Origin of the sequence: Catellatospora aurea, from assembly GCF_042663325.1 — a bacterium.
GTDB lineage: Bacteria > Actinomycetota > Actinomycetes > Mycobacteriales > Micromonosporaceae > Catellatospora > Catellatospora aurea.
The window spans coordinates 84,189-110,468 of the sequence record NZ_JBHTAC010000005.1 but is presented as its reverse complement, the minus strand read 5'-3'; the positions used below and the strand labels follow the sequence as shown (position 1 = coordinate 110,468).

The 26,280-nt window shown below is 71.4% G+C and carries 22 protein-coding genes; 11 read left to right on the top strand and 11 right to left on the bottom strand.

Translation table 11 applies throughout. The features are described 5' to 3' along the window. Positions 1-2: 2 nt before the first annotated feature. Positions 3-1,082: an alpha-hydroxy acid oxidase gene (locus ACFQO7_RS07015; protein WP_376805769.1), complete on the bottom strand. Its 1,080-nt coding sequence runs from the start codon at positions 1,080-1,082 to the stop codon at positions 3-5. 539 nt (positions 1,083-1,621) lie between these two features. Here ACFQO7_RS07015 and ACFQO7_RS07010 point away from each other — a divergent pair. From ACFQO7_RS07010 to ACFQO7_RS07000, 3 genes are all read left to right on the top strand, one after another. Further along, the gene (locus ACFQO7_RS07010) at positions 1,622-2,803 is read left to right on the top strand and encodes a sensor histidine kinase (RefSeq protein ID WP_376805654.1); all 1,182 of its coding nucleotides are present in this window, start codon (positions 1,622-1,624) and stop codon (positions 2,801-2,803) included. Beyond that, positions 2,800-3,420 (top strand): response regulator, encoded by a 621-nt coding sequence (locus tag ACFQO7_RS07005; protein WP_376805653.1) that lies wholly within the window; start codon positions 2,800-2,802, stop codon positions 3,418-3,420. Before ACFQO7_RS07010 ends, ACFQO7_RS07005 begins: the two co-directional genes overlap by 4 nt. 66 nt (positions 3,421-3,486) lie before the next feature. Continuing rightward, entirely contained in the window at positions 3,487-4,347 is an 861-nt protein-coding gene (locus ACFQO7_RS07000; protein WP_376805652.1) for a hypothetical protein, read from the top strand. A 51-nt stretch (positions 4,348-4,398) separates the two neighbouring features. Here the strand turns inward: ACFQO7_RS07000 and ACFQO7_RS06995 are convergent, their stop codons facing one another. Both ACFQO7_RS06995 and ACFQO7_RS06990 read right to left on the bottom strand, forming a co-directional pair. Then, entirely contained in the window at positions 4,399-5,265 is an 867-nt protein-coding gene (locus ACFQO7_RS06995) for a hypothetical protein (RefSeq protein ID WP_376805651.1), read from the bottom strand. Continuing rightward, positions 5,262-5,783, bottom strand: a complete 522-nt coding sequence (locus ACFQO7_RS06990) for a SigE family RNA polymerase sigma factor (protein ID WP_376805650.1) — start codon at positions 5,781-5,783, stop codon at positions 5,262-5,264. The genes ACFQO7_RS06995 and ACFQO7_RS06990 overlap by 4 nt, the downstream gene beginning before the upstream one ends. A 134-nt stretch (positions 5,784-5,917) precedes the next feature. Here ACFQO7_RS06990 and ACFQO7_RS06985 point away from each other — a divergent pair, with 134 nt between their 5' ends. Both ACFQO7_RS06985 and ACFQO7_RS06980 read left to right on the top strand, forming a co-directional pair. Next, positions 5,918-6,730: a hypothetical protein gene (locus tag ACFQO7_RS06985; protein ID WP_376805649.1), complete on the top strand. Its 813-nt coding sequence runs from the start codon at positions 5,918-5,920 to the stop codon at positions 6,728-6,730. Further along, complete coding sequence (locus tag ACFQO7_RS06980) at positions 6,727-6,930, top strand: hypothetical protein (protein WP_376805648.1); 204 nt, start codon at positions 6,727-6,729, stop codon at positions 6,928-6,930. Before ACFQO7_RS06985 ends, ACFQO7_RS06980 begins: the two co-directional genes overlap by 4 nt. 13 nt (positions 6,931-6,943) lie before the next feature. Here the strand turns inward: ACFQO7_RS06980 and ACFQO7_RS06975 are convergent, their stop codons facing one another. The 5 genes from ACFQO7_RS06975 to ACFQO7_RS06955 form a co-directional block, all read right to left on the bottom strand. Continuing rightward, positions 6,944-8,182 (bottom strand): sugar ABC transporter permease, encoded by a 1,239-nt coding sequence (locus ACFQO7_RS06975; RefSeq protein WP_376805647.1) that lies wholly within the window; start codon positions 8,180-8,182, stop codon positions 6,944-6,946. Next, positions 8,182-9,000 (bottom strand): ATP-binding cassette domain-containing protein, encoded by an 819-nt coding sequence (locus ACFQO7_RS06970; protein ID WP_376805646.1) that lies wholly within the window; start codon positions 8,998-9,000, stop codon positions 8,182-8,184. The genes ACFQO7_RS06975 and ACFQO7_RS06970 overlap by 1 nt, the downstream gene beginning before the upstream one ends. Positions 9,001-9,092: 92 nt before the next feature. After that, complete coding sequence (locus ACFQO7_RS06965) at positions 9,093-10,178, bottom strand: sugar ABC transporter substrate-binding protein (protein WP_376805645.1); 1,086 nt, start codon at positions 10,176-10,178, stop codon at positions 9,093-9,095. Positions 10,179-10,543: 365 nt separating this feature from the next. Then, complete coding sequence (locus ACFQO7_RS06960) at positions 10,544-11,278, bottom strand: M23 family metallopeptidase (protein WP_417281892.1); 735 nt, start codon at positions 11,276-11,278, stop codon at positions 10,544-10,546. 384 nt (positions 11,279-11,662) lie between these two features. Further along, complete coding sequence (locus tag ACFQO7_RS06955; RefSeq protein ID WP_376805643.1) at positions 11,663-12,844, bottom strand: cytochrome P450 family protein; 1,182 nt, start codon at positions 12,842-12,844, stop codon at positions 11,663-11,665. Positions 12,845-13,081: 237 nt separating this feature from the next. Here ACFQO7_RS06955 and ppdK point away from each other — a divergent pair, with 237 nt between their 5' ends. The 3 genes from ppdK to ACFQO7_RS06940 all read left to right on the top strand — a co-directional run bounded on the left by ppdK (position 13,082) and on the right by ACFQO7_RS06940 (position 19,360). After that, positions 13,082-15,709, top strand: a complete 2,628-nt coding sequence (gene ppdK / locus ACFQO7_RS06950) for a pyruvate, phosphate dikinase (RefSeq protein ID WP_376805642.1) — start codon at positions 13,082-13,084, stop codon at positions 15,707-15,709. A 148-nt stretch (positions 15,710-15,857) separates the two neighbouring features. Next, positions 15,858-16,205, top strand: coding sequence for a VOC family protein (locus ACFQO7_RS06945; protein WP_376805641.1), 348 nt, complete (start codon positions 15,858-15,860; stop codon positions 16,203-16,205). A gap of 311 nt (positions 16,206-16,516) precedes the next feature. Further along, entirely contained in the window at positions 16,517-19,360 is a 2,844-nt protein-coding gene (locus tag ACFQO7_RS06940; RefSeq protein WP_376805640.1) for a glycoside hydrolase family 9 protein, read from the top strand. 182 nt (positions 19,361-19,542) lie between these two features. Here ACFQO7_RS06940 and ACFQO7_RS06935 read toward each other — a convergent pair whose 3' ends face one another. Both ACFQO7_RS06935 and ACFQO7_RS06930 read right to left on the bottom strand, forming a co-directional pair. After that, complete coding sequence (locus ACFQO7_RS06935) at positions 19,543-20,676, bottom strand: DUF1996 domain-containing protein (RefSeq protein WP_376805639.1); 1,134 nt, start codon at positions 20,674-20,676, stop codon at positions 19,543-19,545. 66 nt (positions 20,677-20,742) lie between these two features. Beyond that, positions 20,743-21,465, bottom strand: coding sequence for a DUF4142 domain-containing protein (locus ACFQO7_RS06930; RefSeq protein WP_376805638.1), 723 nt, complete (start codon positions 21,463-21,465; stop codon positions 20,743-20,745). Between the two features lie 291 nt (positions 21,466-21,756). Between ACFQO7_RS06930 and ACFQO7_RS06925 the strand changes: the two genes are divergently transcribed. Genes ACFQO7_RS06925 through ACFQO7_RS06915 form a run of 3 tightly spaced genes read left to right on the top strand, consistent with a single transcriptional unit; the run spans position 21,757 to position 24,701 of the window. Continuing rightward, complete coding sequence (locus tag ACFQO7_RS06925; protein WP_376805637.1) at positions 21,757-22,764, top strand: hypothetical protein; 1,008 nt, start codon at positions 21,757-21,759, stop codon at positions 22,762-22,764. Positions 22,765-22,766: 2 nt separating this feature from the next. Continuing rightward, positions 22,767-24,026, top strand: coding sequence for an NAD(P)/FAD-dependent oxidoreductase (locus ACFQO7_RS06920; RefSeq protein ID WP_376805636.1), 1,260 nt, complete (start codon positions 22,767-22,769; stop codon positions 24,024-24,026). A 21-nt stretch (positions 24,027-24,047) separates the two neighbouring features. Then, the gene (locus tag ACFQO7_RS06915) at positions 24,048-24,701 is read left to right on the top strand and encodes a COG4315 family predicted lipoprotein (RefSeq protein ID WP_376805635.1); all 654 of its coding nucleotides are present in this window, start codon (positions 24,048-24,050) and stop codon (positions 24,699-24,701) included. Positions 24,702-24,786: 85 nt separating this feature from the next. Here ACFQO7_RS06915 and ACFQO7_RS06910 read toward each other — a convergent pair whose 3' ends face one another. Continuing rightward, entirely contained in the window at positions 24,787-26,178 is a 1,392-nt protein-coding gene (locus ACFQO7_RS06910) for a carbohydrate-binding protein (protein ID WP_376805634.1), read from the bottom strand. Positions 26,179-26,280 lie beyond the last annotated feature (102 nt).

The following is a 26,280-nucleotide window of genomic DNA, read 5'->3' as shown; positions in this document are numbered from 1 at the left end:
GTTCAGTCGCGGCGGTCGGGCAGCAGGACCGCGTCGCGGCCGATGTCGGCCAGGCGCGGCCTGCCGGCGAGCGCCATCGTGTGCTCCAGCTCGCCGGTGAGCATGGTCAGCAGCCCGGCCACGCCGTCCGCGCCGTCCACGGCCAGCGCCCACAGCGCCGGGCGGCCGACGAGCACCGCGCTCGCGCCCAGGGCCAGCGCGATGAAGACGTCGCGGCCGTGGCGTACGCCCCCGTCGAGCAGCACCGGGCAGCGGCCCGCGACCGCCGCGACCACCTCGGGCAGCGCGCGCAGCGCGGGCACCGCGCCGTCGAGCTGGCGTCCGCCGTGGTTGGACACCACGATCGCGTCCACACCGTGCTCGACGGCGCGGTCGGCGTCCTCGGCGGTGAGCACGCCCTTGAGCACCAGCGGCAGCTCGGTCCGGCCGCGCAGCCAGGCCAGGTCGGCCCAGGTGACGGTCTGGTCGAAGGTCTGCGCCGCGTGCGTGGCGATCGCGGAGGCGCCTTCGCGGTGTTCGTGCGAGGCGGCCATGATCGCGTCATCGAGGTTCACCGCCCGCACCGCGGGGTCGACGGCGAACCCGTTGCGCTGGTCGCGCAGCCGCTGCCCGATGCGCGGCGCGTCGACGGTCAGCACGAGCGCCCGGTAGCCGGCGTCCTGGGCGCGGCGGGCCAGTTCGGCGAGCACGGCGCGGCGGCGCAGCCAGTACAGCTGTAGCCACAGCGGGCCGGTCGCCGCCGCGGCGATGTCCTCCAGGCTGCGGCTGGCGAAGATGCTCACCACGAACAGCGCGCCGCGCGCCCCGCGGGCCGTGGCGACCTCGCCGTCGCGGTGGGCCAGCCGGTGGTACGCCGTGGGCGCGACGCCGACCGGCGTGGTCAGCGCGTCGCCGAGCAGCTTGCCGGCGGTGTCGCAGACCGAGACGTCGACGAGCACCCGGGGCCGCAGCTCGGCGCGGTCGAACAGCCGGCGGTTGGCGTCCAGGGTCAGTTCCGCGCCGCTGCCGCCGTCGAGGTAGTCCCAGACGTCGGCGGGCAACCGGGGTCGGGCGAGGGCGCGGTAGTCGTCGGTGCACAGGATCGGCAACGGACCTCCACAGCGTCGTACCCGTCCGCGGCCCACGCTAAAGGAGCCGATCGACGCCGCACAATAGCGAGCGATCTTTAGGAAGTGATTGTCGTAAGAATGATTTAGATACCGATTTCGATGATTGCCGCCCGTGATGTGTCGGCACGTCGACAGTCATAGCCGTCTATTGGGACAGTTCGCGACACGTTTTCAGAAGATCAATATTGAGGGACTTCACTGCGGAGTCAACAATCGCTACAGTCCCTAACGCGCCACTAGAGCGCTTCGGTGGCAAACCATGCAGACACCGGAGCGCGCTGTGTCGCGCCCTTCAAGATCCCGAGGAGGAGGTGTGATCATGGAGGTTGCAAAGAAGGAGGTTGCCAAGCGCGAGGTTGCCAAGCGCGAGGTTGCCCAGCGTGAGGTCGACGGCGTCATCGCCTGATTCGATCTGTGAACCGGGGCGCGGCCTGCGCCGCGCCCCGGCCCCGCGGCCGCTGCCCCTGGCGGCCGCGGCGAACCCCGCCCGGCTGCGGCTACGCTCTGACGCCATGAGCAGGGCGGGACGTGGCCAGGACGCGCTGACGCTGCTGCGCCGCGCCGAGCACGTGCTCTTCGCCGCGCTGCTGGCGATCGGCGCGGGCGAGGCGTGGGCCGAGGGCAGGCCGCGCGTGGCGGTGCTGCTCACGACCGTCGCGGTCGCCGCGTGGTACGCGGTGGGCATCGCGCTGTCGCGCCGCGCCGCCGGAGTCCGGATGGCGCTGCTGTGGCTGCTCGTGCTGACCGCCGGCTGGACCGTGCTGCTCACCCTGTCGCTGTCGTTCGTCTGGCTGGCGTTCGCGCTGTACCTGCTCTGCCTGCAACTGCTGCCGCCCCGCGCCGGCCTGCCCGGCACCGCCGTGCTGACCGCCGTCGCCGTCGCCGCGGCGGGCGCGCACCGCGGCGGCCTGGACTCCGGCACCGTGCTCGGCCCGGTCTTCGGCGCCGCCGTCGCCATCGTGATCACGGCCGTCTACCGGCGGCTGCGCCGGGAGAGCGAGGCCCGCGCCGCACTGGTGCGCGAGCTGACGCAGGCGCAGGAGCGGCTGGCCGCCACCGAACGCCGCGAGGGCATCCTCGCCGAACGCGAGCGCCTCGCCCGCGAGATCCACGACACCGTCGCGCAGAACCTGTCCAGCATCATCCTGCTGCTGCGCTCGGCCCGCGACGCCGCCGACGCCGGGCCGCAGCTGGAGATCGCCGAGCACGCGGCCCGCGGCGCGCTGGAGGACACCCGCCGGCTGGTACGCGCGCTGGCCCCGGCCGAGCTGACCGGCCGCTCGCTGCCCGAGGCCCTCGAACGAGCCGTCGCCGACGCCCGGCACTTCGGCGTCGAGGCCCGGTTCGTGGCCGACGGCGAGACCGGACCGCTGCCCACACCGGTCGCGGTGGCACTGCTGCGGGTCACCCAGGCCGCGCTCGCCAACGTGCGCGCGCACGCCCGCGCGACCACCGTCGTGGTCACCCTCTCCTACCAACCCGCGGCGGTACGCGTCGACGTCGCCGACGACGGCGTCGGCTTCGACCCCCGCCACCCGGCGACGTCCCCGTCCACGGGCACCGGCCTCGGGCTGGCCGCGATGAGCAGCCGCCTTGCCGAAGTCGGCGGCGTGCTCGTGGTCGAGTCCACACCCGGCGACGGCACCGCGATCAGCGCCACCGTCCCCTTGCCCGCCGGGGAGGCTCAAGCGTGATCACCGTGCTGCTGGTGGACGACCACCCGATCGTGCGGGCCGGGCTGCGCGCGACGCTGGAGGCCGACCCGGGCCTGCGCGTGGTCGGCGAGGCGTCCGGCGGTGACGAGGCTGTGCGCCTGGCCCGCGAGCTGCGCCCCGACGTGGTGCTGATGGACCTGCAGCTCGGTCCGGGCATTGACGGCGCGGCGGCCACCGCGCAGGTCCGTGAACTGCCCGAGCCGCCCCGGGTGCTGATCCTGACCACGTACGACAGTGACGCCGACATCCTGCGGGCCATCGAGGCGGGTGCGATCGGGTACCTGCTCAAGGACGCCGAACCGGCCGACCTGCTGCGAGCGCTGCGCGCGGCGGCCGCCGGGGAGACGGTGCTGGCCCCGTCGGTGGCGACGCGCCTGGTGTCGCGCGAGCGCGCCCCGGGCCTCAGTCTGACCCCGCGCGAGGCCCAGGTGCTGCAGCTGGTCGCGGGCGGCCACTCCAACTCCGCGATCGCCCGCCGGCTGTTCATCAGCGAGGCGACCGTCAAGTCCCACCTGGTGCAGGTGTTCGCCAAACTCGGCGTCGACAACCGGACGGCCGCCACCGCCGAGGGCCGCCGCCGCGGCGTCATCCGCTGAGGATCGTTCCCGGTTCGATACGCGCACGGTGTTGCCGCGATGCCCGACCGGCCCCACAGTGACGCCATGCGATGGGCACGGGTAGCGCTGACGCTGTTGCTGACGGGTGGGATCGCGGCCTGCGGGGTGCGGGGCGAGCCTGCGACATACGAGGTCACCGGGGTGCAGGACGGCGGCCGGGAGTTGGTCGCCGTGCACGTGGAGAGCAGCCGCGCGGACGGCGGCGGGTGGTGGAACGTCGACCATGACGGGCGCATCACGGGGTGGGCCGAAAGACTCTTTCTGGTCGGGCCGCAGCCCTCGGGCTGCGCGGTGCAGGTGTGCTACCGCGTCGCGCCCGGTCTGCTGCGGGTGGAGTCGGGCGGCGACGCCACCGGCTGGACCACCGCGTGGGAGATCACCGGCACCGACTACGAGCAGCTCGCCGCGGGATACCCGGCGCTCGGCGACCGGGCCGAGCACCTGTCGTCGAGGTCGGTCGTGGTGCGGGAGGTTCCCGGCGGCCACGTGGTCTTCGTCGCCAACGGCCGGGACGGGCTGCTCTACCGCTCGGTCAACGGGGTCTGGCACCGCCTGGGCATCCCGATGGGCGGCGAGGGCTGGTACTTCGAGGAGCCGCCGCGCCTGGCCTCCGAGCCGCCGCCCGCCGACCCGTCGTGGATCGTGGCGCTGCTGGTGGGGGCCATGCTCGGCGCGGCGGGCCTGCTCATGATGACGGTCCGGCGGATGTGGCGCGGGCAGGACGTGCGGCTGACGGCGGGCATCGCGGTCGGCGGCGGCCTGCTGTCGTACGGCGCATGCCAGGTCCCCGGCGCAGGCATGTTCCCGTCAGCGGTGTACGCCATGATGATCATCACCATGCTCGTCACGGTGGGCCTCGTCGTGCTGCTGTCGGGCGTCGGCAAGGGAGCGCCACTGCGGCGCTGACCGGCCGCGGCGGGTGGTGCGGCCGGCGGGCTGCCGACCGCACCACCGCCGTCACGGCAGGTCGGTCCGCACCGCGACCTGCAGCGCGATCGTCTTCGCCTGGGCCAGCGTGAGCGGCGGCAGCTGTCCCGTGTAGCCGGTGCGCTCCATGGTGTACTGCGAAGCGCTCGGGTACTGGGTGATCTCGGTGGCATTGTCGACGATCACCGTCACCAGCAGCTTCTCCGCCGGGCGGATGACGATCACCGCCAGTGCACGGTTGGGCTTGCCGTCGCTGCTGCCGTCGCCGGTGGCGGGCACGGACAGGATGCGCTCGCCGTTCGGGCCGGTCGACTGGGTGCAGGTCGCCGCGACCTCGCTGGCGCAGGTCTCCTTGCCGGTGGCGTGGCGCGCGGAGATCGTGATCGTGCCGTTCCGGCCTGCGGCGTTGATCAGTTGAATGGCGCCGTACTCGCCGTTGTCGGCGAACGAGTCCTGGAAGCGCAGGTCCCCGACGAGGCTCGCGCCGGGCGCGGCACGCCGCAGCGCGTCGAGCGACGCCGCTTCCAGCCGCCCTTCGACGGTCTTCGGCACGGCAGGCGACGGGAAGTTCGACGGCAGTGGCGACGCGAAGTTCGACGGCGACGGGAAGGCAGACGGCAGCGGCGACGGGACGGCTGACGGGGTGACCACCGTCGACGGGGACGGCTCCGGGGCCGATGGGCTGCCGGACGACGCGACGCCGAACGGCGTGCCGCCCGGGCCGACGAGCAGCCCGGCGGTGGCGGCGGCCAGGGTGACGGCGAAGGCGGCGGCGACCGAGGCGTGGCGTGCCCGCTGCCGCCGGGCGCGGCGCAGCACCGACGCCAGCCGGTCGGGCGGCGGTGGCAGCGGCGGCACCGCGTCGAGCACGATCCGGCGAAGGTCCTGTTCGGTCATGCGTTTGCTCCATCCAGTACGAGAGACTGCAGATCCGGGTCCGCGCGCAATTGCGCCAGCGCCCGCGACGCCAGCACCTTGACCGCGCCCTGGGTGCTGCCGAGCAGCTCGGCGACCTCGGCGACCGGCCGGTCCTCGACGTAGCGCAGCACCACGACCGCCCGCGCCCGGCGCGACAGCCGGCTCAGCGCCCGGGCGACGGCGTCCTGCGCGGCGACCGTGCCGGCGAGGTCACCGAGCGCCGCCCGCTCCGGCAGCTCCCCGCTCGGCGTCTCGGCCCGCCAGCGTCGCCGCCACCAGGAGACGTACGTGGTGAAGACGACCCGGCGCACGTACGCCTCCGGGCTGTCGGCACGCTCGACCGCCGCCCAGCGCCGCCACGCCTTGGCCAGCGCGGTCTGCAGCAGGTCCTCGGCCCGGCCCGCGTCGCCGGTGAGCAGCCAGGCACTGCGCAGCAGTGCGTCGGACCGGGCCGCGACGAAGTCGGCGAAGCCGCGTTCGAGCTCAGGTGGTGCCATGTGTTCTCCCCATACCCATGCCCCTGTTGACGCCCTGGCGATGCGCGGAGGTAACACCCGGCGTCCGGGCATCAGCCGATCATGGAAAGGTGGACCCCGCGGCGGCGACCTCGCCGCCGGGAACGGAGCGGAACATGCGGGTCAGCATCGCCAGCGAACCGGCCACCCCGGGCGCGGTCAACCTCGACTGGGCCGACGCCCGCCCTCGGCTCGCCGTGCTGCTCGACGGGCTGACCGAGAGCCCGCGGACCGGCTGCGTGCACGGCACCGCCTGGTACGTGGCCCGCCTCGGCGCCCGGCTGCTGCGCCGGCTCGACGGCCCGTCGCCGCTGGCCGAGGGCCTGGCGCTGGCCATCGAGGAGGTGGCGGCCGAGCACCCGGGCTGCGACCTGCGCCACCCGGGCTCACCCGGCTCGACCGTCTCGATCGTGCGGCAGACGGCGACGGGCGCGGAATACCTGGTGCTCGCCGACTCCCCGGTGGTCCTGGACACCGCCGCCGGACCCGTCGCCGTCATCGACGACTCGTGGAAGGCGCTCGCGACGCCCGACCTGGCCGCCGCCGCCGAGCGCGGCACCCGCGACGACCTGGCCCGCTTCATCGCCGACCAGCAGTCCCAGCGCAACACCCCCGGCGGCTACTGGATCGCCCGCACCGAGCCCGAGGCGGCCGGCCACGCACTCACCGGCACGCTCGACGGCGTACGCGGCGCGATGCTGGCCTCCGACGGCGCCGCCCTGCTCGTCACCGACTATGCGCTGCTGGACTGGCGTGGTTACCTTGATCTCGGCTACCGCGAGGGTCCCGCCGGCGTCATCGCGGCGACCCGCACCGCCGAACGCGCCGACCCCGACCGCACCCGCTGGCCCCGCCAGAAGGTCAGCGACGACGCCACCGCGGCGGTATGCCTGTTCGGCGTCCCCACCGAGGAAGGCACACGGCCATGACCGACGAGCGGTACTCAGGCGAGAAGTTCACCGACGAGGAGTCGGCCTTCCTGCGCCACGTCAGATTCGGCGAACTCCCGCCCCGCCCCGCCCCCGAAGACCTCACCGCCGAAACCGAGTCCGAAACCGACCCCCGTCGCGACGCACCCCCCGGCCACCACCCCTTCGGCCCCTTCCCGAACCCGGCCACCCAGGGCTGACGCGACGGGTCGGTCAGCGGCCGTGGGAGGTGCGGGAGCGTTGGACCAGGGCGTCGATGACTACGGCGGCCAGTAGGACGGTGCCGGTGACGATGAGGCGTACGTCGGAGGACAGGCTCAGCAGTTCGAGGCCGTTGGCGATGGCGCCGATGACGAGCGCGCCGAGCAGCGGGGCGTAGCGGCGGGTGCGGCCGCCGAACAGGCTGGTGCCGCCGATGACGGCCGCGGCGATCGCGTTGATCAGCGTCTCGCCGCTGCCGGACTGCTGGTTGGCGAAGCCGAGGCGCATCGCCGCGACCACGCCGCTGACCGCCGCCAGGGTGCTGCACAGGGCGAACACCGAGATGCGGATCGCGTCGACGTTGATGCCCGCCCGGCGGGCCGCCTCGATGTTGCCGCCCACCGCGAAGATCTTGCGCCCGTACGCGGTGCGCCGCAGCAGCCAGTCGAAGAAGACCACCACCAGCACCATGAACACGAAGGTCCACGGCACGCCGCGGTCCAGGTAGAGCTTCGCGACGACGAGCTGGAGCAGCACGAACAGGATCACCGCGACCGCGATCGGCAGCCACAGCGGCATGACGGGCAGCTCGGCGGCAGCCCGGCGACGCCGGGTCAGCAGGCTGAACAGCAGGTAGAGCAGGGGGATCAGGGCGGCCAGCGCGATGGCGAGCCAGCGCGGCACGAAGGAGAACTGGGCCCAGCGCACCAGCGTGCCGGCCGGGGGCAGGTTGATGGTGCCCTGCTCGCCGAGCACCCGCAGCTGCACGCCCTGCCAGATGAGCAGGCCGGCCAGCGTGACGATGAACGACGGCACACCGATCTTGGCGAAGATGGAGCCCTGGATCGTGCCGACCAGCGTGCCGACGAGCACCGCGATCAGCACCGCGAGCAGCGGCGCGAACCCGTCGTTGACGTGGGTGACCAGCAGGACGGCCGCCGCGAGGCCGCTCACCGAGCCGATGGACAGGTCGATCTCGCCGAGCATCAGCACCAGCGTGATGCCGGTGGCCATGATGCCCAGCGCGGCGATCTGCAGGCACAGGTTGACCAGGTTGAACGCGTTGAGGAAGGTCGGGTTGAGGCTCTGGAACACGATCACGATGAGGATCAGCCCGATGATGATCGGCAGCGAGCCGATGTCGCCGGTGCGCAGCGTCTGCAACCAGCCGCCGACCGCCTCTTTCGGGCTGCTCAGCTCGGTCGCCGGGGTCGGCGGGGGAACCGCCGGTTCGGTCAGCGGGTCCGCCATCAGGCACCGCCCTCCGCCGAGCCGGCCGCCAGCGGGTCGTCACCGGCGGTCTGCTCGCGCAGCCGGGCCACCCGCTCGGAGACGACGTTCTGGGTTGCCCCCGTGATCGCGGCGATGATCTGCTCGTTGGTGACGTCGTGGATGCGGAACTCGCCGTTGTTGCGGCCGAGCCGCAGCACCGCCACCCGGTCCGCGACCGCGCGTACGTCGACCATGTTGTGGCTGATCAGCACCACCCCCAGGCCCCGGTCGCGCAGCCGCTCGATGAGGTTGAGCACCTGCGCGGTCTGCGCCACGCCGAGCGCCGCGGTGGGCTCGTCGAGCAGCACCACCTTCGGATCGCCGAGCAGCGAACGGGAGATCGCGACGGTCTGCCGCTGCCCGCCGGACAGCGCCGCCACGGGCAACCGCACGCTGGGAATCCGCGCCGCCAGCTCGCGCAGCAGCTTGCCGCTGCGCCGCTCCATCTCCACCTCGTCGAGCGAGGCCCCCCGCCGCAGCTCCCGCCCGAGGAACAGGTTGTTGACCACGTCCAGGTTGTCGCACAGCGCCAGATCCTGGAAGACCGTCGCGATCCCCAGCTCCTGCGCCGCGTGCGGCGTCTCGACCCGCACCTCGCGCCCCGCGAACGTCACCGTCCCCGTGTCCGGCGGACTGACCCCGCAGATCGCCTTGACCAGCGTGGACTTACCGGCCCCGTTGTCCCCGACGAGCGCGACGACCTCGCCCGCGTACACCTCCAGATCCACCTCGCTCAACGCCTGCACCGCGCCGAACCGCTTGCTGACCCCCCGCAACGCCAGAATCGGCTCCCGCACCCCACTCACCCCCTAGGAAAGGAAGGGCACCTTTACATCGCCATACGTAGAGGAAGGTGCCCTTCTTAACGCCTGCCCGGTGACAGGCCAGGTCAGGTCAGTCCGGCGGCCTGGCAGGCGGCCGAGTACGTCGAGGTGCAGATCTGCTCGACGGTGTAGAGGTTGTCGGCGACCACGGTCTGCTTGATGTTGTCCTTGGTCACCGCCTGCGGTTCGAGCAGGAACGACGGCACGTCGACCGCGCCGTTGTTCACGGTCCGGTCGGTGCTCGGCTTCTCGCCCTTGACCAGCGCGACCGCCACTTCGGCGGCCTGCTCGGCCTCGGGCTTGAACGCCTTGTAGACGGTCATGTACTGGTCGCCGCCCACGATGCGCTGGATCGCGGCGAGTTCGGCGTCCTGGCCGGTGGTGGGCGGCACGGGCGTGATGCCCGCGGCCCGCATCGCCGAGATCGCGCCGCCGGCGGTGCCGTCGTTGGCGGCGTACACCCCCACGAACCCGTCCTTGCCGAGCTGCGCGATCTGGCCCTCCATGAACTTCTGGGCGTTCTCGGGCTTCCACTCGGGCGTGAAGAAGTCGGGTGTCGGCACGGTCTTGAAGCCGGAGGTGTCCAGCGCCGAGTGCGCGCCCTTGTTGAACAGCTTCGCGTTGTTGTCGGTCGGCGATCCGTTGATCATCACGATGTTCCCGGACGTCTTGCCCAGCTCCTTGAGCCGGTTCACCAGCGACTCGCCCTGCAGTTGGCCGACGCGTTCGTTGTCGAAGGAGATGTAGTAGTCGACCGGCGCGTTCTGGATGAGCCGGTCGTACGAGATCACCGGCACGTTCTTCGACTTCGCCAGCGACACGATGGTGGCCGCCGCCGCGCCGTCGACCGGGTCGAGCACCAGCACCTGCGCGCCGTTGTTGAGCGCGGCCTCGGCCTGCTGCTGCTGGCGGCTCTGGTCCTGCTGGGCGTTGCTGTAGATGATCTCGCAGTCGGGGCACAGCTGCTTGACCTTGGCCTCGAAGAGCGGCCGGTCGTGCTGCTCGTACCGCGTGGTCTGCGACTCGGGCAGCAGCAGTGCGATCTTGCCGCCACCCGCCTTGCTGCCGGAGTCGCCGCTCTCGCAGGCGGCGGCCCCGACGGCGAGCAGGACCGCGGTGGTGATGGCGACTGCCAGGCGCCGCGAAGACATGCCAACCTCCTTCACGGCCGGCTCGCCGGGCGCGTCGGCACGGGATAGGCGAATACGAACGATCCTATAAGCCGCCTATTCCGTATATATCCCGGTTCGCGAATTCTCAGCCGATCCTCAGCGTCGCCGGCGGCCCGCCCACGGTCGCCTTCGGACCTGCGGGTACCCGGGATGACCGCAGACAGCGATCATCACCGCAGGTCGCGGCCGCTCGCCGTTTAGAAGGGCACCTTCCTCTACGTATGACGATGTGAAGGTGCCCTTCCTTCGGGCGGGGCGGGGGAAGGGGACATGGCGAGAGGCCCGGATCACGGATGATCCGGGCCTCTCGTCGGGGGAGGGATGGGGGTATGGGGATGGGCGGTTCAGCAGGAGGTCTGGATGCCGCGGTCGGCCAGCCAGCCGTCCGGGTTGATCTGGTTCCACATGCCCTTGTGCACCTCGAAGTGCAGGTGCGGGCCGGTCGAGTCGCCGGTGGAGCCTTCCAGGCCGAGGATGTCGCCGGCCTTGACCTCGTCACCGACCGACACCTTGTCCTGCGACATGTGGGCGTAGTGGGTGAGGTAGCCGTTGTGGTGGTCGACCACGACCGAGATGCCGTAACCGCTGTACGCCCAGCCGGCGCTGACCACGGTGCCCGCGCCGACGGCGCGGATCGGGGTGCCGGCCGGCATGGCGAAGTCGATGCCGGCGTGCAGCACACCCCAGCGCTGCCCGAAGCAGGACGTCACCTGGGCGCCCTTCATCGGGATCAGCCACGCCGGCCGGGGAGCGGCGGCGGGCTTCGGCGCGGTCTTGACCGTGGCCGGCTTCGGTTTGGTCACCGTCGGCTTCTTGGGCGGGGTGGTCGTGGGCTTGGTCGTGGTGGTCTCCACGGGGGTGGAGCGCTGGTACCGGCTCGCGTCCTCGGCGATGTACTGCCGCTCGGCGAGCGCGTCGACGGTCGCGACATTGGTGATCGCCTTGGCGTCACCGGCGGGGGTGGAGTCGTTGTCGTTGGCATTGGCGGCACCGGCGATCAGGCCGAACGCGCTGACACCCGCGAGAGCGGTGATGGCCAGTGCCTGGCGGGAGTGCCGGGCGAGGCCTCCGCGGACCATTCCGCCGGTCTGGGCGAGGCGGTCACGGCTCTTGTCGAGGTTGCCGGGGACGCTGTGCTTGCCACGTCTGAAGTAAGTCACGGGGGTTGGGGGCCTTTCCGTCATCACCTTTGATTCGGGAGCGCCCATACTGCCTGCTCAGTGACTGGACTCACCACCGCGGTCAGGAATCATCCGTCCTGATGGGTGAACTTTCCTCCCCTTCTAGGGGCTTACTGGCCGGTTCATCACGTCTTGCCACACTGTGATCTGCATCACAGCATGTCCGAATTGCTGGCATTTTCCCCTACGGGATCGCCTCAGGGAGGCGCTGTTTTATCCCATCAAAGCTCCACTCGGACGGCCAAATCACCACGAAATGGAGCTTTGATCTTGGGGGAAATTTCAGCTCAGCATGACCGGTAGCCGATCGAGGCCGCGTAGCAGCGCTCCCGGACGCCAGATCAGCTCGTCCAGCGGCTGCGTCGCACGCAGTTTCGGGAAGCGGTCCAGCAGGCCGTTGAACGCGATCTCGCCCTCCAACCGGGCCAGCGGCGCGCCGAGGCAGTAGTGGATGCCGTGGCCGAACGCCAGGTGCTGGTTGTCGGTGCGTGCCGGGTCGAAGCGCTCCGGGTCGGTGAAGGCCTGCGGGTCGTGGTTGGCCGACAGCAGGCTGACCATGACGACCGCCCCGGCCGGCACGGTCACTCCGCCGAACTCCACCGGCTCGGTGGCGATCCGCAGGGTCGCGGTCTTCACCGGGCTCTCGTATCGCAGGAACTCCTCGATGGCGGGGGAGAGCAGGTTGCGGTCCGCGCGCAGCCGCGCCAGCTCCTCGGGGTGGCTCAGCAGCAGGTAGACGCCGTTGCCGATGAGGTTGACGGTGGTCTCGTGCCCGGCGAGCAGCAGCAGGAACACCAGCGAGGTCAGCTCGTCCTCGGTCAGCCGCTCGCCGTCGTCGGCCGCTGTGACCAGCGCGGACAGCAGCGCCTGGTCGGGCTGGGCCCGCTTGCGCTCCACCAGCTCGCGCACGTAGTCGTTCATCGCCGTCGCGGCCGCCAGCGCGTCGCCCTGCGCCAGCGCGCTCGCGATGATGGTGTTCGACCAGGCGCGGAAGCTGTCCCGGTCGTCCATGGGCACCCCGAGCAGCTCGCAGATGACCGCCAGGGGCAGCGGGAAGGCGTACTCGCCGATCAGGTCGACCTCGTCCCGCCCGGCGAAACCGTCGAGCAGCTCGTCGGAGATGCGCTGCACGTCGGGACGCAGGTCGGCGATGCGGCGGGCGGTGAACGCCGACGAGACGATGCGGCGCAGCCGGGTGTGCGCGGGCGGGTCGTTGCTGAGCATGTGCGAGTCCATCGCGGCACGCAGCTCGACCGGCCAGCCGCCGCTGGTCCGTATCGGGGCGCCCGAGACGTTCTTGCTCAGCCGGGGGTCGTTCAGGGCGCGGCGGGCGTCGTCGTGCCGGGTGACCAGCCAGGCGTTGAAGTTCGGGGCCACGGCGAACTCGTGCGCGGGAGCCTCCTCGCGCAGCCGTGCGTAGACCGGATGGGGGGCGGACGTCGCTTCAGGACCGAACGGATGCATGCTGCGAACGTTAGCAATCGATGTCCGTTTCGGCCGCCCCCTTCGAGCCTCGCCGAATGTCACCCGATCGGGGCGGGTATGCGCGCTAGTGCGCGTGGGAACGCTCCCCGAAAACCGTGCGAACGGCACAACTGTCGATGCATGTGCCATACGTCACCAGCTCCTCCTAAATTCCCTGAGCGGCCGTTAAGGTCCCGCGCAAGACTGATTGTCGAGGTCACTACGCGGGAGGTCGCAATGACGAAGTACGTGTACGACTTCGCCGAGGGGAACAAGGACCTCAAGGATCTGCTCGGCGGCAAGGGCGCGAACCTCGCCGAGATGGTGCGGATCGGCCTGCCGGTGCCCCCCGGGTTCACCATCACCACCGACGCCTGCCGCGAGTACCTGACCGCGGGCAGCCCGCCCGCCGAGCTGGCCGAGCAGGTCGGCGCGCACCTCGCCGCGCTGGAGCAGACGATGGGCCGCCGCCTCGGCGACCCCGCGGACCCGCTGCTGGTCTCGGTGCGCTCCGGAGCCAAGTTCTCCATGCCCGGCATGATGGAGACGGTGCTCAACGTCGGGCTGACCGACGACAGCGTGCACGGGCTGGCTGCGCGCAGCGGCAACGAGCGCTTCGCGTGGGACTCGTACCGCCGGCTCATCCAGATGTTCGGCAAGACCGTGTGCGACGTGCCCGGCGACGCCTTCGAGCACGCCATGGACCGGGTCAAGGGCTCGCGCGCGGACGTGGACCTGGACGCCGCCGAGCTGCGCGGCCTGGTGGACACCTTCAAGGCCATCTTCGCCGAGCACACCGGGCGCGAGTTCCCGCAGGACCCGCGCGAGCAGATGGACCTCGCCGTCAACGCCGTCTTCGACTCCTGGAACGCCGAGCGTGCCGTGCTCTACCGCCGCCAGGAGCGCATCCCGGCCGACCTGGGCACCGCCGTCAACATCGTCGCGATGGTCTTCGGCAACCTCGGCCCCGACTCCGGCACCGGCGTCGCCTTCACCCGCGACCCGGCCACCGGCGCCCGCGGCGTGTACGGCGACTACCTCGCCAACGCCCAGGGTGAGGACGTCGTCGCCGGCATCCGCAACACGGTGCCGCTGCAGGAGCTGGAGCACCTGGACAAGAAGTCGTTCGACGAGCTGATGGGCATCATGTCCACGCTCGAAGGCCACTACCGCGACCTGTGCGACATCGAGTTCACCATCGAGGCCGGCAAGCTGTGGATGCTGCAGACCCGGGTCGGCAAGCGCACCGCGGCCGCGGCGTTCATCATCGCGTCGCAGCTCGTCGACGAGGGCATGATCGACCTCGACGAGGCGCTGCGCCGGCAGAGCGGGGCGCGCCTGGCCCAGCTCATGTTCCCGACCTTCGACGACTCGGCGGTCGACAAGCCGATCGCCAAGGGCATCGCGGCCTCACCGGGCGCGGCCGTCGGGCACGTGGTGTTCGACAGCGCGCACGCCGTCGAGCGGGCCGCGAAGGGGGAGAAGGTCATCCTGGTGCGCCGGGAGACCAATCCCGACGACCTGCCCGGCATGATCGCGGCGCAGGGCATCCTGACCAGCCGCGGCGGCAAGACTTCGCACGCCGCGGTGGTGGCCCGGGGCATGGGCAAGACCTGCGTCTGCGGCGCAGAGGCGGTCGAGGTGGACCTGGCCGGCCGGCGGTTCACCGTCGGCGACGTCACCGTGGGCGAGGGCGACCTGATCTCGATCGACGGCACCACCGGGGCGATCCACCTCGGCGAGGTGCCGGTCACACCCAGCCCGGTGGTGCGCTACTTCGACGGCGAGCTGCCCGCCGACGCGGACACGCTGGTCGCCGCCGTACACCGGATGCTGGCGCACGCCGACGAGCGCCGTCGGCTGGCCGTGCGCACCAACGCCGACACCGGCTCCGACGCGGCGCGGGCGCGGCGTTTCGGGGCGCAGGGCATCGGCCTGTGCCGCACCGAGCACATGTTCCTCGGCGAGCGCCGGGCCATGGTGGAGCGGCTGATCCTGGCCGACGGCGAGGCCGAGCAGCAGCGGGCGCTGGACGCGCTGCTGCCGCTGCAGCGCGACGACTTCGCCGAGATCTTCCGGGTGATGGACGGGCTGCCGGTCACCATCCGGCTGATCGACCCGCCGCTGCACGAGTTCCTGCCGCCGCTGGAGGAGCTGGCCGTCGAGGTCGCCACCGCGAAGGAGCCCGACCCGCATAAGGAGGCGCTGCTGGCCGCGGTGCGCCGGATGCACGAGCAGAATCCGATGCTGGGTCTGCGCGGGGTACGCCTCGGGCTGGTCATCCCGGGCCTGTTCGGCATGCAGGTGCGGGCCATCGCCCAGGCCGCGGCGAAGGTCCGCGCCGAGGGCGGCGACGCCCGGCCGGAGATCATGGTGCCGCTGGTGGGCGCGGTGCAGGAGCTGGAGGCGGTACGCGCCGACGCCGAGCGCATCCTCGCCGAGGAGGGCATGTCCGGCACCCCGATCGGCACGATGATCGAGGTGCCCCGGGCCGCGCTGACGGCGGGCCAGATCGCCGAGGCGGCCGACTTCTTCTCCTTCGGCACCAACGACCTGACCCAGATGGGCTGGGGCTTCTCCCGCGACGACGTGGAGGGCTCGTTCTTCAGCCGATACCTGGAGCTGGGCGTGTTCGGGGTGTCGCCGTTCGAGACGCTGGACCGCGACGGCATCGGCCGGCTGGTGCGCATCGCCGTGCAGGAGGGCCGCCAGGTGCGGCCGGATCTGAAGATCGGTGTCTGCGGCGAGCACGGCGGCGATCCCGAGTCGGTGCGCTTCTTCCACGAGGTGGGATTGGACTACGTCTCCTGCTCGCCGTTCCGCGTCCCGGTCGCCCGCCTGGAGGCCGGCCGCGCGGTCCTCTGACCTGCCGGATGTTTGGAAGGGCACCTTCACATCGCAAAGCGATGTGAAGGTGCCCTTCCTTTCTTGCGTGGGGGTTTACGGGTGGTGGCACACGGGAATCCGGGGGCGTACGCTTTCGGCACTCTGTCCACTCTGGCAGGAGGCGGCGATGGGGCTGCGCTGGCATGGCACCGCAGTGGACGCCGGGGATCCGGCACGGCTGGCTCGCTGGTGGGCCGAGGTGCTCCACTTCCAGATACTGGAGGAGCGCCCGGACGCGGTGGCGATCGCGCCCGACCAGGCGACGTATCCCGGCATGCTGTTCGTGCAGGCGCCCGCCGCGAAGGTGGGCCGCAACCGGCTGCAGGTCGAGCTGGACTGCGACGACCTCGTGGCCGACATCGAACGGCTGATGGACATGGGCGCGCGCCACGTGCCCGCCCAGACGCCGAGCACACCGTGGACGCTGCTCGCCGACCCGGAGGGCAACGAGTTCCGGCTGCGCCCGCGCCCGTGATTCCGCGCTGAAGGTTCCATCGCCGACGGTCCGTCGACATGGGAGCGCTGCCAGCGCGTGAAGCGCTCTCGGTGCAGGCTGCGCGGCACGCGGGATAGATCATCGCATAACTGCTGGTCGTTGCCGCTTCACATGTGCGTTACATCCGGCTACATTGGTCCGCAGTTGTGGGAGCGCTCCCGCAAACTTCCGCCCGATCACTCACCGCGCCTGGCCGCCACGCCGGGCGGGGTCGGATGCGCCCACGTCCGGTCCCGCGCCGTCCCGTCGTGGACCGCTCCGGTGCGGCTCCACGTACGAGGAGTTCCGTCATGCCCGACGCACGACCACACTGGGGACGCCGGCTGGCGGCGACCGCAGCCGCGGCGCTGACCGCGGCGAGTTTCGCCGTCGCGGTCAGCCCCGGCCCGGCTGCCGCCGCCCCGACCTTCAACTACGCCGAGGCGCTGCAGAAGTCGCTGTACTTCTACGAGGCCCAGATCGCCGGCCCGAAGCCGTCCTGGAGCCGGGTCTCCTGGCGCGGCGACTCGGCCATGAACGACGGTTCCGACGTCGGCCTGAACCTGACCGGCGGCTGGTTCGACGCCGGTGACCACGTCAAGTTCGGCTTCCCGATGGCGTTCACCACCACGATGCTGGCCTGGGGCGCGGTCGAGTACCGGGCGGGCTACGCCGCCTCGGGGCAGCTCACGGCGCTGCTCAACAACCTGCGGGTGCCCAACGACTACTTCATCAAGGCGCACCCGTCGGCCAACGTGCTCTACGGGCAGATCGGCAAGGGCGACGACGACCACAAGTGGTGGGGTCCGGCCGAGGTGATGCCGATGGCGCGGCCCGCGTACAAGATCGACGCCAGCTGCGGCGGCGCTGACCTGGCCGGGGAGACCGCGGCCGCGATGGCCGCCTCGTCGATGGTGTTCCGGCCGACCGACCCGACGTACGCTGACACCCTGGTCACGCACGCCAAGCAGCTCTACACGTTCGCCGACACGGTGCGCCAGACCTACCACTCGTGCATCACCGACGCGACGAACTTCTACAAGTCGTGGAGCGGTTACACCGACGAGCTGGTCTGGGGCGGGATCTGGCTCTACCGGGCCACCGGCGACGCGAGCTACCTGGCCAAGGCCGAGGCGGCGTACGACAGCCTGGGCACCGAGCCGCAGACCACCACCCGCTCCTACAAGTGGACGCTGGCCTGGGACAACAAGCAGTTCGGCGCATACGTGCTGCTGGCCAACCTGACCGGCAAGCAGAAGTACGTCGACGACGCCAACCGCTGGCTGGACTACTGGACCGTCGGCGTAAACGGCGAGAAGATCCGCACCTCGCCGGGCGGCATGGCCGTGCTCGACAGCTGGGGCGCGCTGCGCTACGCCGCGAACACCTCGTTCGCCGCGCTGGTCTACAGCGACAACACCACCGATTCGGTGCGCAAACAGCGGTACAAGGACTTCGCGCTCAAGCAGATCAACTACGCGCTCGGCGACAACCCGCGCAACTCGTCGTACATGATCGGCTTCGGGAACAACTCGCCGAAGAACCCGCACCACCGCACCGCCCACGGCTCGTGGTGGGACAGCATGACGGTGCCCACCGGGACCCGGCACGTGCTGTACGGCGCGCTGGTCGGCGGCCCGTCCTCGCCCGACGACTCCTACAAGGACGAGCGCAACGACTACGTCATGAACGAGGTCGCCACCGACTACAACGCCGGCCTGACCTCCGCACTTGCCCGGCTCTCCCAGGAGTACGGCGGCACCCCCCTGGCCGGCTTCCCGGGTGTGCAGGCCCCTGACATGGACGAGATGACCGTCGAGACGACGCTGGTCGCCGACGCGCGGGAGACCCGGGTCAAGGCGATCGTCTACAACAAGTCGGCGTTCCCGGCCCGCGCGCTGACCACCGCGAAGTTCCGCTACTACTTCACCCGTGACGACTCCAGCGCGGTCGTGGTCACCTCCGGCTACACCCAGGGCTGCCCGTCGCCGAGCACCGCGAAGCAGGCGCAGGGCAACCTCTGGTACGTCGAGGTCGACTGCACCGGGTACACCATCGCGCCCGCCGGGCAGTCGCAGCACCGGATGGAGGTGCAGTTCAAGGTCGGCGTCGGCGAGGGCGGCACCTGGAGCACCGCCAACGACCCGTCGTACCTGGCCACCGCGGGGGTCAACCCGGGCGTGCCGCTGTACCACGGCGGCGTGCGGATCTGGGGCAACGAGCCCAGCACCACCCCGGACACCACCGCGCCCAGCGTGCCCGGCACCCCGAGCGCCTCCGGCGTCACCACCACCGGCATGACCCTGGCCTGGGCGGGTTCGACCGACACCGGCGGCAGCGGCCTCGCGGGTTACGACGTGTACCGCGAGGCGGGCACGACGGACGTGCTGGTCGGCTCGCCGACCACGGCAACCCTGTCGCTGACCGGGCTCACCCCGAACACCTCGTACACCTACTACGTGGTGGCCAAGGACGGGGCGGGCAACCGCTCGGCGGCCTCGACCCCGGCGACGTTCACCACGCTGATCGCCGACCCGGTCGACACCACCCCGCCGAGCACGCCCGGCACGCCGGTCGCGTCGGCGATCACGTCCAGTGGCGCCACCCTGACCTGGACCGGCTCCACCGACAACGTCGGCGTCACCGGCTACCGGGTCTACCGGGAGGCCGGGGCGACGGACGCGCTGCTGGCCACGGTCACCGGAACCACGTATGCGGTGACCGGGCTGACCGCCGCCACGGCGTACCAGTTCTACGTGGTCGCGGTCGACGCCGCGGGCAACGCCTCGACCCCGTCGAGCGCGGTGTCGCTGACCACCCTGCCGAACAACCCGGCGGGCAGCTGCCAGGTCACGTACGGCAGCAACGACTGGAGCACCGGCTTCACCGGCAACGTGACGGTCAAGAACACCGGCACGTCCACGATCAACGGCTGGACGCTGCGGTTCTCGTTCACCGCCGGGCAGCAGATCACCCAGTCCTGGTCGTCGAAGTACACCCAGACCGGGGCCGACGTCGCGATCACCAATGAGAGCTGGAACGGCACGCTCGCCGCTGGGGCGTCCACGTCGTTCGGCTTCAACGCCACGCACACCGGCAGCAACCCGCGGCCGGCGGCGTTCACGCTCAACGGCGCCACCTGCACCATCGGGTGACGCCTCCGGCCCGCGCCGCCGCCAGGGGGTGGCGGCGGCGCGGGCACACCGGTCCGAGCCCAAGCGGACCGCAAAAGGGGGTACGCGGATGCGGTCGCGTACCCCCTCGCCTTGCCAGAGGAAGGGCACCTTCTCATCGCTATGCGATGTAGAAGGTGCCCTTCCCAACGGCCAGGAGAGTGTCAGCAGCGGCGGCCGCGGTTGATGCAGTCGGTGGCGAACGTGATCAGGTTCGCCGGCATCACGTTGGCGAAGTCGGCGTGGTCGGTGAGCGGGTTGTGGTTCTGCTCGGGGAAGGTGTCCAGCGCGAACGAGCGCCCGCGCGGCACGCTGTAGGTCAGCGTCATACGCAGCTGCGCGATCGGCTTGGTGCCCTCCGGGCAGCGCCCGTCGCTCGCGGGGAAGATGACGTGCGCGCGGTGGTTGGCGCTGTCGGTGTTGACGCCGTCCCAACAGCTCGGGAAGTCCAGGACACGCTGCACCTGGCTGCCCCGCGGGCACAGCGGGTACTTCGTGGTGCGGCGGTTGGTGAAACCGGTGCAGGTCCACTGCGCCTTGGCGTTGGTCGGGCCGTTGGTGACCGCCTTGGCGTCGCCGGTGATCAGCCGCAGGAAGCGCGGCATCTGCTCGACCTTCGCGAACCGGTTGCCGCGGAACTCCAGCCGCACCGACGCCGGGCGCAGGATGCGGCCGATGTTGCCGTCGTTGCCGCCGCCGTCGGCCGTCGCGTCCTCGCCGACGGTGCCGCGCTGGCGCAGCACCGGCCAGTAGTAGGTGGAACGGTCGTCGCGGCGGCAGGTGGTGCCCGCCGCCTCGAGGCTCTCGTTGGTCGAGTTGCCGTCGGCGGACAGGTTGCCGACGTAGTCGTGCGTGTGATGCGCGCCGTTGAACACGCCCGGCGCGACGATGAAGTTGTCGGGGTTGCGGTGGTCATTGAGGTTACGGCCGCACAGCGAGGTGAACGTGCCCGCCGAACCCTCGGCGGTCGCCCGCCGCTCGCGCACGTTGGGCGCGACCGCGCGGATGTCGACGAAGTCGCCGACCACCGGCGGGCCGGTCGGGGCATGGCAGCGCGCGGGCGAGCGCGGCTTGGCGCACTCGGCGTCGGGGCCCTGATCGTTCGGGATGCGGGCGGCCGCGGCGAGCTCCGCCGAGACCTCCGCGGCGGGGGTGGCGCCGGCGCCGTCACCGGTCGCGGCCTGCGAGACCTGGCTGATGGTGGCCAGCACCGTCGCGGCGATCAGCACGATCACCGCGGCCAGTAATCGCCGCTCGCGGGGTTCCATCCGGTGCCGGGGGGAGTGAGTGCGTGCCATGGGGGTGGTCCTTCCGGGAGGTGGGGTGCCGGGTGCGGCCGACGGGGGCGGCGGCCGCACCCGAGGTCAGCGGGGGTGCCGGACGCGGGCGGCCGTCACCGCGCCGACGCCCAGCGAGGTCGCCAGGATCAGCCAGATCATCGGCTCCGGTGTGCCGCCGGTACGCGGACCTGCGGCGGAGTTCGGCGCGGCGGCCGGGGTGGGGGGTGCGGGCAACGCGCCGTAGTCGACGAGTCCGGTGCTCTCCAGGTACGTCATGTGCCGCATCACGATCGTCACGGCCTTCTGGGCGAACTCGCGGATCACCTCGTTGCGGGTGCCCGCGCGGACCGCCGCGATGACGCTGAAGACCTTGCCGTGCGCGACGCGCAGGCGGGCGATGAAGACGTTGTCCCAGGCCTCGCCGCGCAGCCCGTTCAGCTCGTCGAGCCAGCCCTGCTGCTCGGCATTGGGCCGGTCGGGCACCGCCACCTGCAGCTGCGCCGCGACCTTGAGCACCTCGGCGTCCAGCGCGATGTGCTCGGTACTGATGTGGTGGCCGATCTCCCTGACCTTCTCGCTGCGGGCCCGGTCCTGGGCCTGCTTGCCGGCGGGGGACTCCCAGAGCCCGGCGAGGCGCACCCGGACCAGCAGGTCCCGATCGGCGGGGCCGAGCGGCCCGAACTCGGTGACGGTCCAGCCGGGGTCGGGTTCTTCGGCATGGGCGGCCGGCGGCGAGGTGAGCGCCACCGCCGCGGCGAGGACCGCGACCGCTGCGAGCGCAGCGGTCCGGGCGAGGCGAATGTCCATCCGACGCCTTTCCGTGTTCGCCCGAATACATGATGCGCTGCCTATCGGCAGCGCCAGGAGCCTAAGCTCGGAGTCCGCTGTGAAGTCAATCCCCGAAGACATTGTTAAGCCGCTTTTAGGGTCTGCATAGGACGTACCTAAAAAAGTGTGCCCTGTTCACGGGAGTCTTCCGCGATGTGGTCATAGGCATTGACATTGTGCCGCAAAGGGTTGAAGGTGTCGTCCCAAAGGGATTGCGGACCTCATTCGCGATGCCATTGGCGCTTATTAGAGCAGAGTAGCGGGACGGTTATGGAGAGTGCTCATGTCATCGCCGCGACGGTGGGATTCACCTCGTTCGGGCTGCTGTGGCTGGCAGTTCTCGGCGGCGTCGCGTTGCGCAACGGATGGGGCCTGAGCCGCATCCGCCGGCCCGTGGCGTACGCCGCGCATCAGGGCATCGCCCTGGTCGGGCTGACGCTGGGCCTGGTGCACGGCATCGCCCAGCTCGCTGTGCCGAACGGCACCATCAGCGTGATCGACGTCATCGTGCCGTTCGTGGACACCCACGACCCTCTCGGCGTCGGCGCGGGCGTGCTCGGCCTGGAGCTGGTCATCGCCGGCGCGATCTCGATCGTGATCCAGCGCAAGCTCGGGTTCAGCCGCTGGCGCGCCGTGCACATGGCCACGTACGTCGGGTTCTCGCTGGTCTCCGCGCACGTGCTGATCTCCGGCACGGACACCGGCCCGAGTTGGGTCTGGGGGCCGGTGTACACCGCCTGGCTGGCCACGGTCGCGCTGTGGTTCACCACCTGGCCGCGTCGCTCCCGCCGGGTCGAGTCCGACAACGTGCTGGCCGTCGTACGCCCGGAGCAGCCGCGCGACAGCCTGGTCGTCGATGTGGACCCGGTGCGCTGCGCCCGGTTCGGCTTCTGCGAGCAGGAGTCGCCCAACGTGTTCAGCCTGCGCAGCGACGGCCGGCTCGACTACACCGCGGCCCCGCCCGCGTACCGGCTGGACGAGGTGGTTCGGGCGGTCGAGGTGTGCCCGGCCCGCGCCATCAGCGTCCGGCGTCCGGCAGGCAGTGCCCCGACTCCGCCGCCGACCCCGGTGACCCCGCTCATCGTGCGCCAGCGGGAGCGCCCCGCCGCGCCGTCTGTCGAGGACGAGGTCGAGGAGACCCGCCCTGCGGGACGCTCCACTTTCGAACCTGCCACGGAACTCGACGAGTTCCGGCAGTCCCGGCGGCACAGCCGTGCTTCGCACCGCGCCGCCGGCGCCCGCGACCGCTTCCACGTCGGCGATCTGAGCGAGGACTGAACATGAGGCACCGGATCTCGGACCTTGATCGGATTCTTGTGGTCGGGGGTGGGCGGGCCGCGGTGGCGGCGGTGGAGGAACTGGACCGGCTCGGGTTCAGCGGTGTGGTCACCGTGCTGGCCGGTGAGTCGTATCCGCCGTACCACCGGCCCGCGTGCTCGAAAGGTCTGCTCACCGGCCAGCGGCCGGCCGACGTGCAGCTGTCCACCGAGGCCTCGGCGCGCTGGCTGACCGGGCGGGTCGCGGCCGAACTCGACGCCAAGCGCCAGATCGTCTACGGCGAGACCGGCGAGATGTACGAGTACGACGCGCTCATCGTCGCCACCGGCGCCCGCCCGGTCATCCCGGACGGCTGGCCGGTCGGCGAGCCCGGCCTGCACAGCCTGCACGGCATCGACGACGCGCTCGGGCTGGCCGCCGACCTGCGCCGAGCGCAGCGGGTGGCCGTCGTCGGCGCCGGGCTGACCGGCTGCGAGGCCGCCTACGTGGTCCGCTCACTCGCCCGTGAATGCACCATGATCGACTCGAACGCACAGGTCATGACCCGTGCGGTCGGGTCCGTGACGGGTGGGCTGATCGCCGACACGATGCGCCGTGAAGGCGTACGCATGCGCCTCGGCCGCCGGGTCAAGCACCTGTCCCGGGGCCGCCGCGGCTGGCGGCTGGACCTCGACGACGGCTCGCACGTCGACGCCGACCTCGTCATCGCCACGCTCGGCGAACGGCCCGACACCGGCTGGTTCACCGCCCGCCACGCCGACACCACCGACGGGCTGCTCTGCGACGAGAGCCTGCGGGTGCAGGGCGTGGACCGGGTCGTCGCGGCCGGTGCGGTCGCCCGCTGGCCCAACGCCTGGTACGGCGACGCCCCCGGCCGCGTCGACCAGTGGATCGCCGCCATGGAGATGGGCCGCGCCGCCGCCCGCACACTGCTGTCCGGCACCCGTGCCGCCCCCGCCGTCGGGGTCCTGCCGCGTTACTGGTCCGACCTGTTCGGACTGCGCATCCAGGTGATCGGCCGCCTCGACAAGTCCGAGGAGGTCGCCGTCAGCGAACTGCGCCCCGGCCGCCGCGACATCGCCCGCGGCGGCGTGCTCGCCGCCCACCGCCGCGGTGGCGTGACCACCGGGGTGGTCGCGGTCAACGCGCCGAAGCAGTTCACCACGCTCGCCCGCGCGATGCGGGAGGCGGGCCCGGCCCGCCCGCTCGTGTCGCTGCCCGCCGTCATCCCGAACCAGCGCCGCCTGAGCCTGGTCGGCTGAGCCGAGAGAAGGGAACCTCCGATGCTTCGAAGTGTTCGCGCCGCACTGGCAGCCGCGCTGCTGCTGGCCCCGCTGGGTGCGATGACCGCCTGTGCGGGCCTGCGCGACGGCCCGGCCCCGGTCACCGCGCCCGCACCGTCACCGCTCGGTCCGGCCGAGAACGAGCCCGCCGCCGAGGTCGTCGCCGCCGTCGGCATCCCGACCGCCGAGCTGCGCGGCAAGAAGATCCCGAAGATGGGCGAGGTGGTCGTCGACGCCGACGGCTTCGTGCTCTACCGGTTCGACAAGGACACCGCCGAGCCGCCGGCCAGCAACTGCTCCGGGGACTGCGCCGCGGTGTGGCCGCCGGTGCTGGTCGACGAGAACGTCAAACTGACCGGACTGGACGCCAAACTCGTCGGCACCATCGAGCGCGAGGACGGGGCCACCCAGGTCACCCTGAACGGCTGGCCGCTCTACCGCTACCTCGGCGACAAGAAGGCCGGGCAGTGGAAGGGCCAGGCGGTCGGCGGAGTCTGGTTCGTCGTCGCGCCGACCGGCAAGAAGAACCTGTCCTGCCTGCCGACCGCGACCCCGGTGCCGGTGCCCCCGCCCGGCGCGGACGCCTCGCCGGACGCGGGTGCGTCGCCCGCCGCCGCTGCCTCGCCGTCCGGGGACGGCGGATACACGTACTGAACCGGCCGCCCGGTCCCGGGGCGCCGCCGACGGGAGGGCGCGGCACTTGCCTGCCGCGCCCTCCCGTGCGCCACACCGGATCACGTCAGCGCCGGAAGCGGAACCAGTCGATGTTCACGTAGTCGTTGGGCTGCCCGCTGCTGAAGGTCAGGTAGACCGTGTGGGTGCCGGTCACCGAACCCACGTTCGCGGGGATCTCCCGCCAGCTCGTCCAGCCGCCGGTGTTGGCGATGGCGAAGTTGCCGATCGGCGCGTTGGACAGGCTGTCGATCCGCACCTCGACCAGGCCGCTGATGCCGCCCGCGGCACCGGACGCGGCCCGGGTGACGAAGTCCAGCGGCCGCGGCGAGCCGAAGTTCACGCCGTCGAAGCGCAGGTGGTCACCGTTGCCGATGCTGCCGACGTAGTAACCCTCGTAGATCGTCGTGCCGGCCTGGCCGTTGCGGCTCTCGGCCTGGATGTTGGCGTACGCGTCACGGTTGCCGCTCGGCGGCGGGCTGGCCGGCGGCGACGACGGCGGCGGCGTGGTGCCGCCCGTGGTCTGGTAGACCGCCACGTAGTCGACCCGCATCGGCTGACCCGACACGGTGCTGCCGGTCGGTGTCGCGGACCCCGCCACACCGTTCGGGAACGAGCCGCCCATCGCCACGTTGAGCAGCAGGAAGTAGCCCGCGTGCGAGGTCATCTGGGACCAGTACGAGCCGACCTGGCTCTGGTTCACGGTGTGGTAGAGCGTCCCGTCGACGTACCAGCGCAGCTGCTGGGCGTTCTCGTTGGTGCGGTCCCACTCGAAGCGGTACGTGTGGAACGCCGACTGGCAGGTGCTGCCCGGGCAGGCACGGCTGGTGCCGATGCCGTTGAACTCGTTGCACGGCCCGCCGGGCGCCACACCGCAGTGCAGCACGCCCCACACCGAGTTGATGCCGTTGACGTTCTCCATGATGTCGAACTCGCCGATACCCGGCCAGTTCTGGTAATTGCCCCGGTAGGGCGCGCCCAGCGCCCAGAACGCGGGCCAGTAGCCGGCGGCCGCGGCCCCGGTGACGTTGGGCATCTGGATGCGGCCCTCGATGCGCAGGACGCGCCCGGCCGCGGGCTTGAAGTCGGTGCGGACCGTCTCGATGCGGGACGAGGTCCAGCTGGAACCGCTGCGGATCGGGGTGATCAGCAGGTTGCCCGCGCCGTCGTGGCGGACGTTGTTCGTGCTGTTGGTGTACGTCTGGATCTCGCCGGTGCCCCAGTTGGCGGGGCCACCCGGGTACTGCGTGCCGGTGTCGATGATCCAGTTGCTGGACGACGGCAGCGTGTTGTTCGCGCCGTTGAAGTCGTCGCTCCAGACCAGCTGCCAGCCCGAGGGTGTGGCGGGCAGGGAGGCCTGCGCGGGCAGGGCGTTGACCGTGGCGACCGCCGCGGCGACCAGGACGGCCAGTCCGCCGGCCAGGGTCGCCTTGCGGTGTTGGGAGAATCGCGTGCTCATCAGGGCTTTCTCCTCCTGGGGAAGAGGGCGGTCCGCACGCCGCCGGGCTCGGCATGGGCGGCGGAACCGGGGACCGTGGGACGGTTGTGAGAGCGCTCTCTT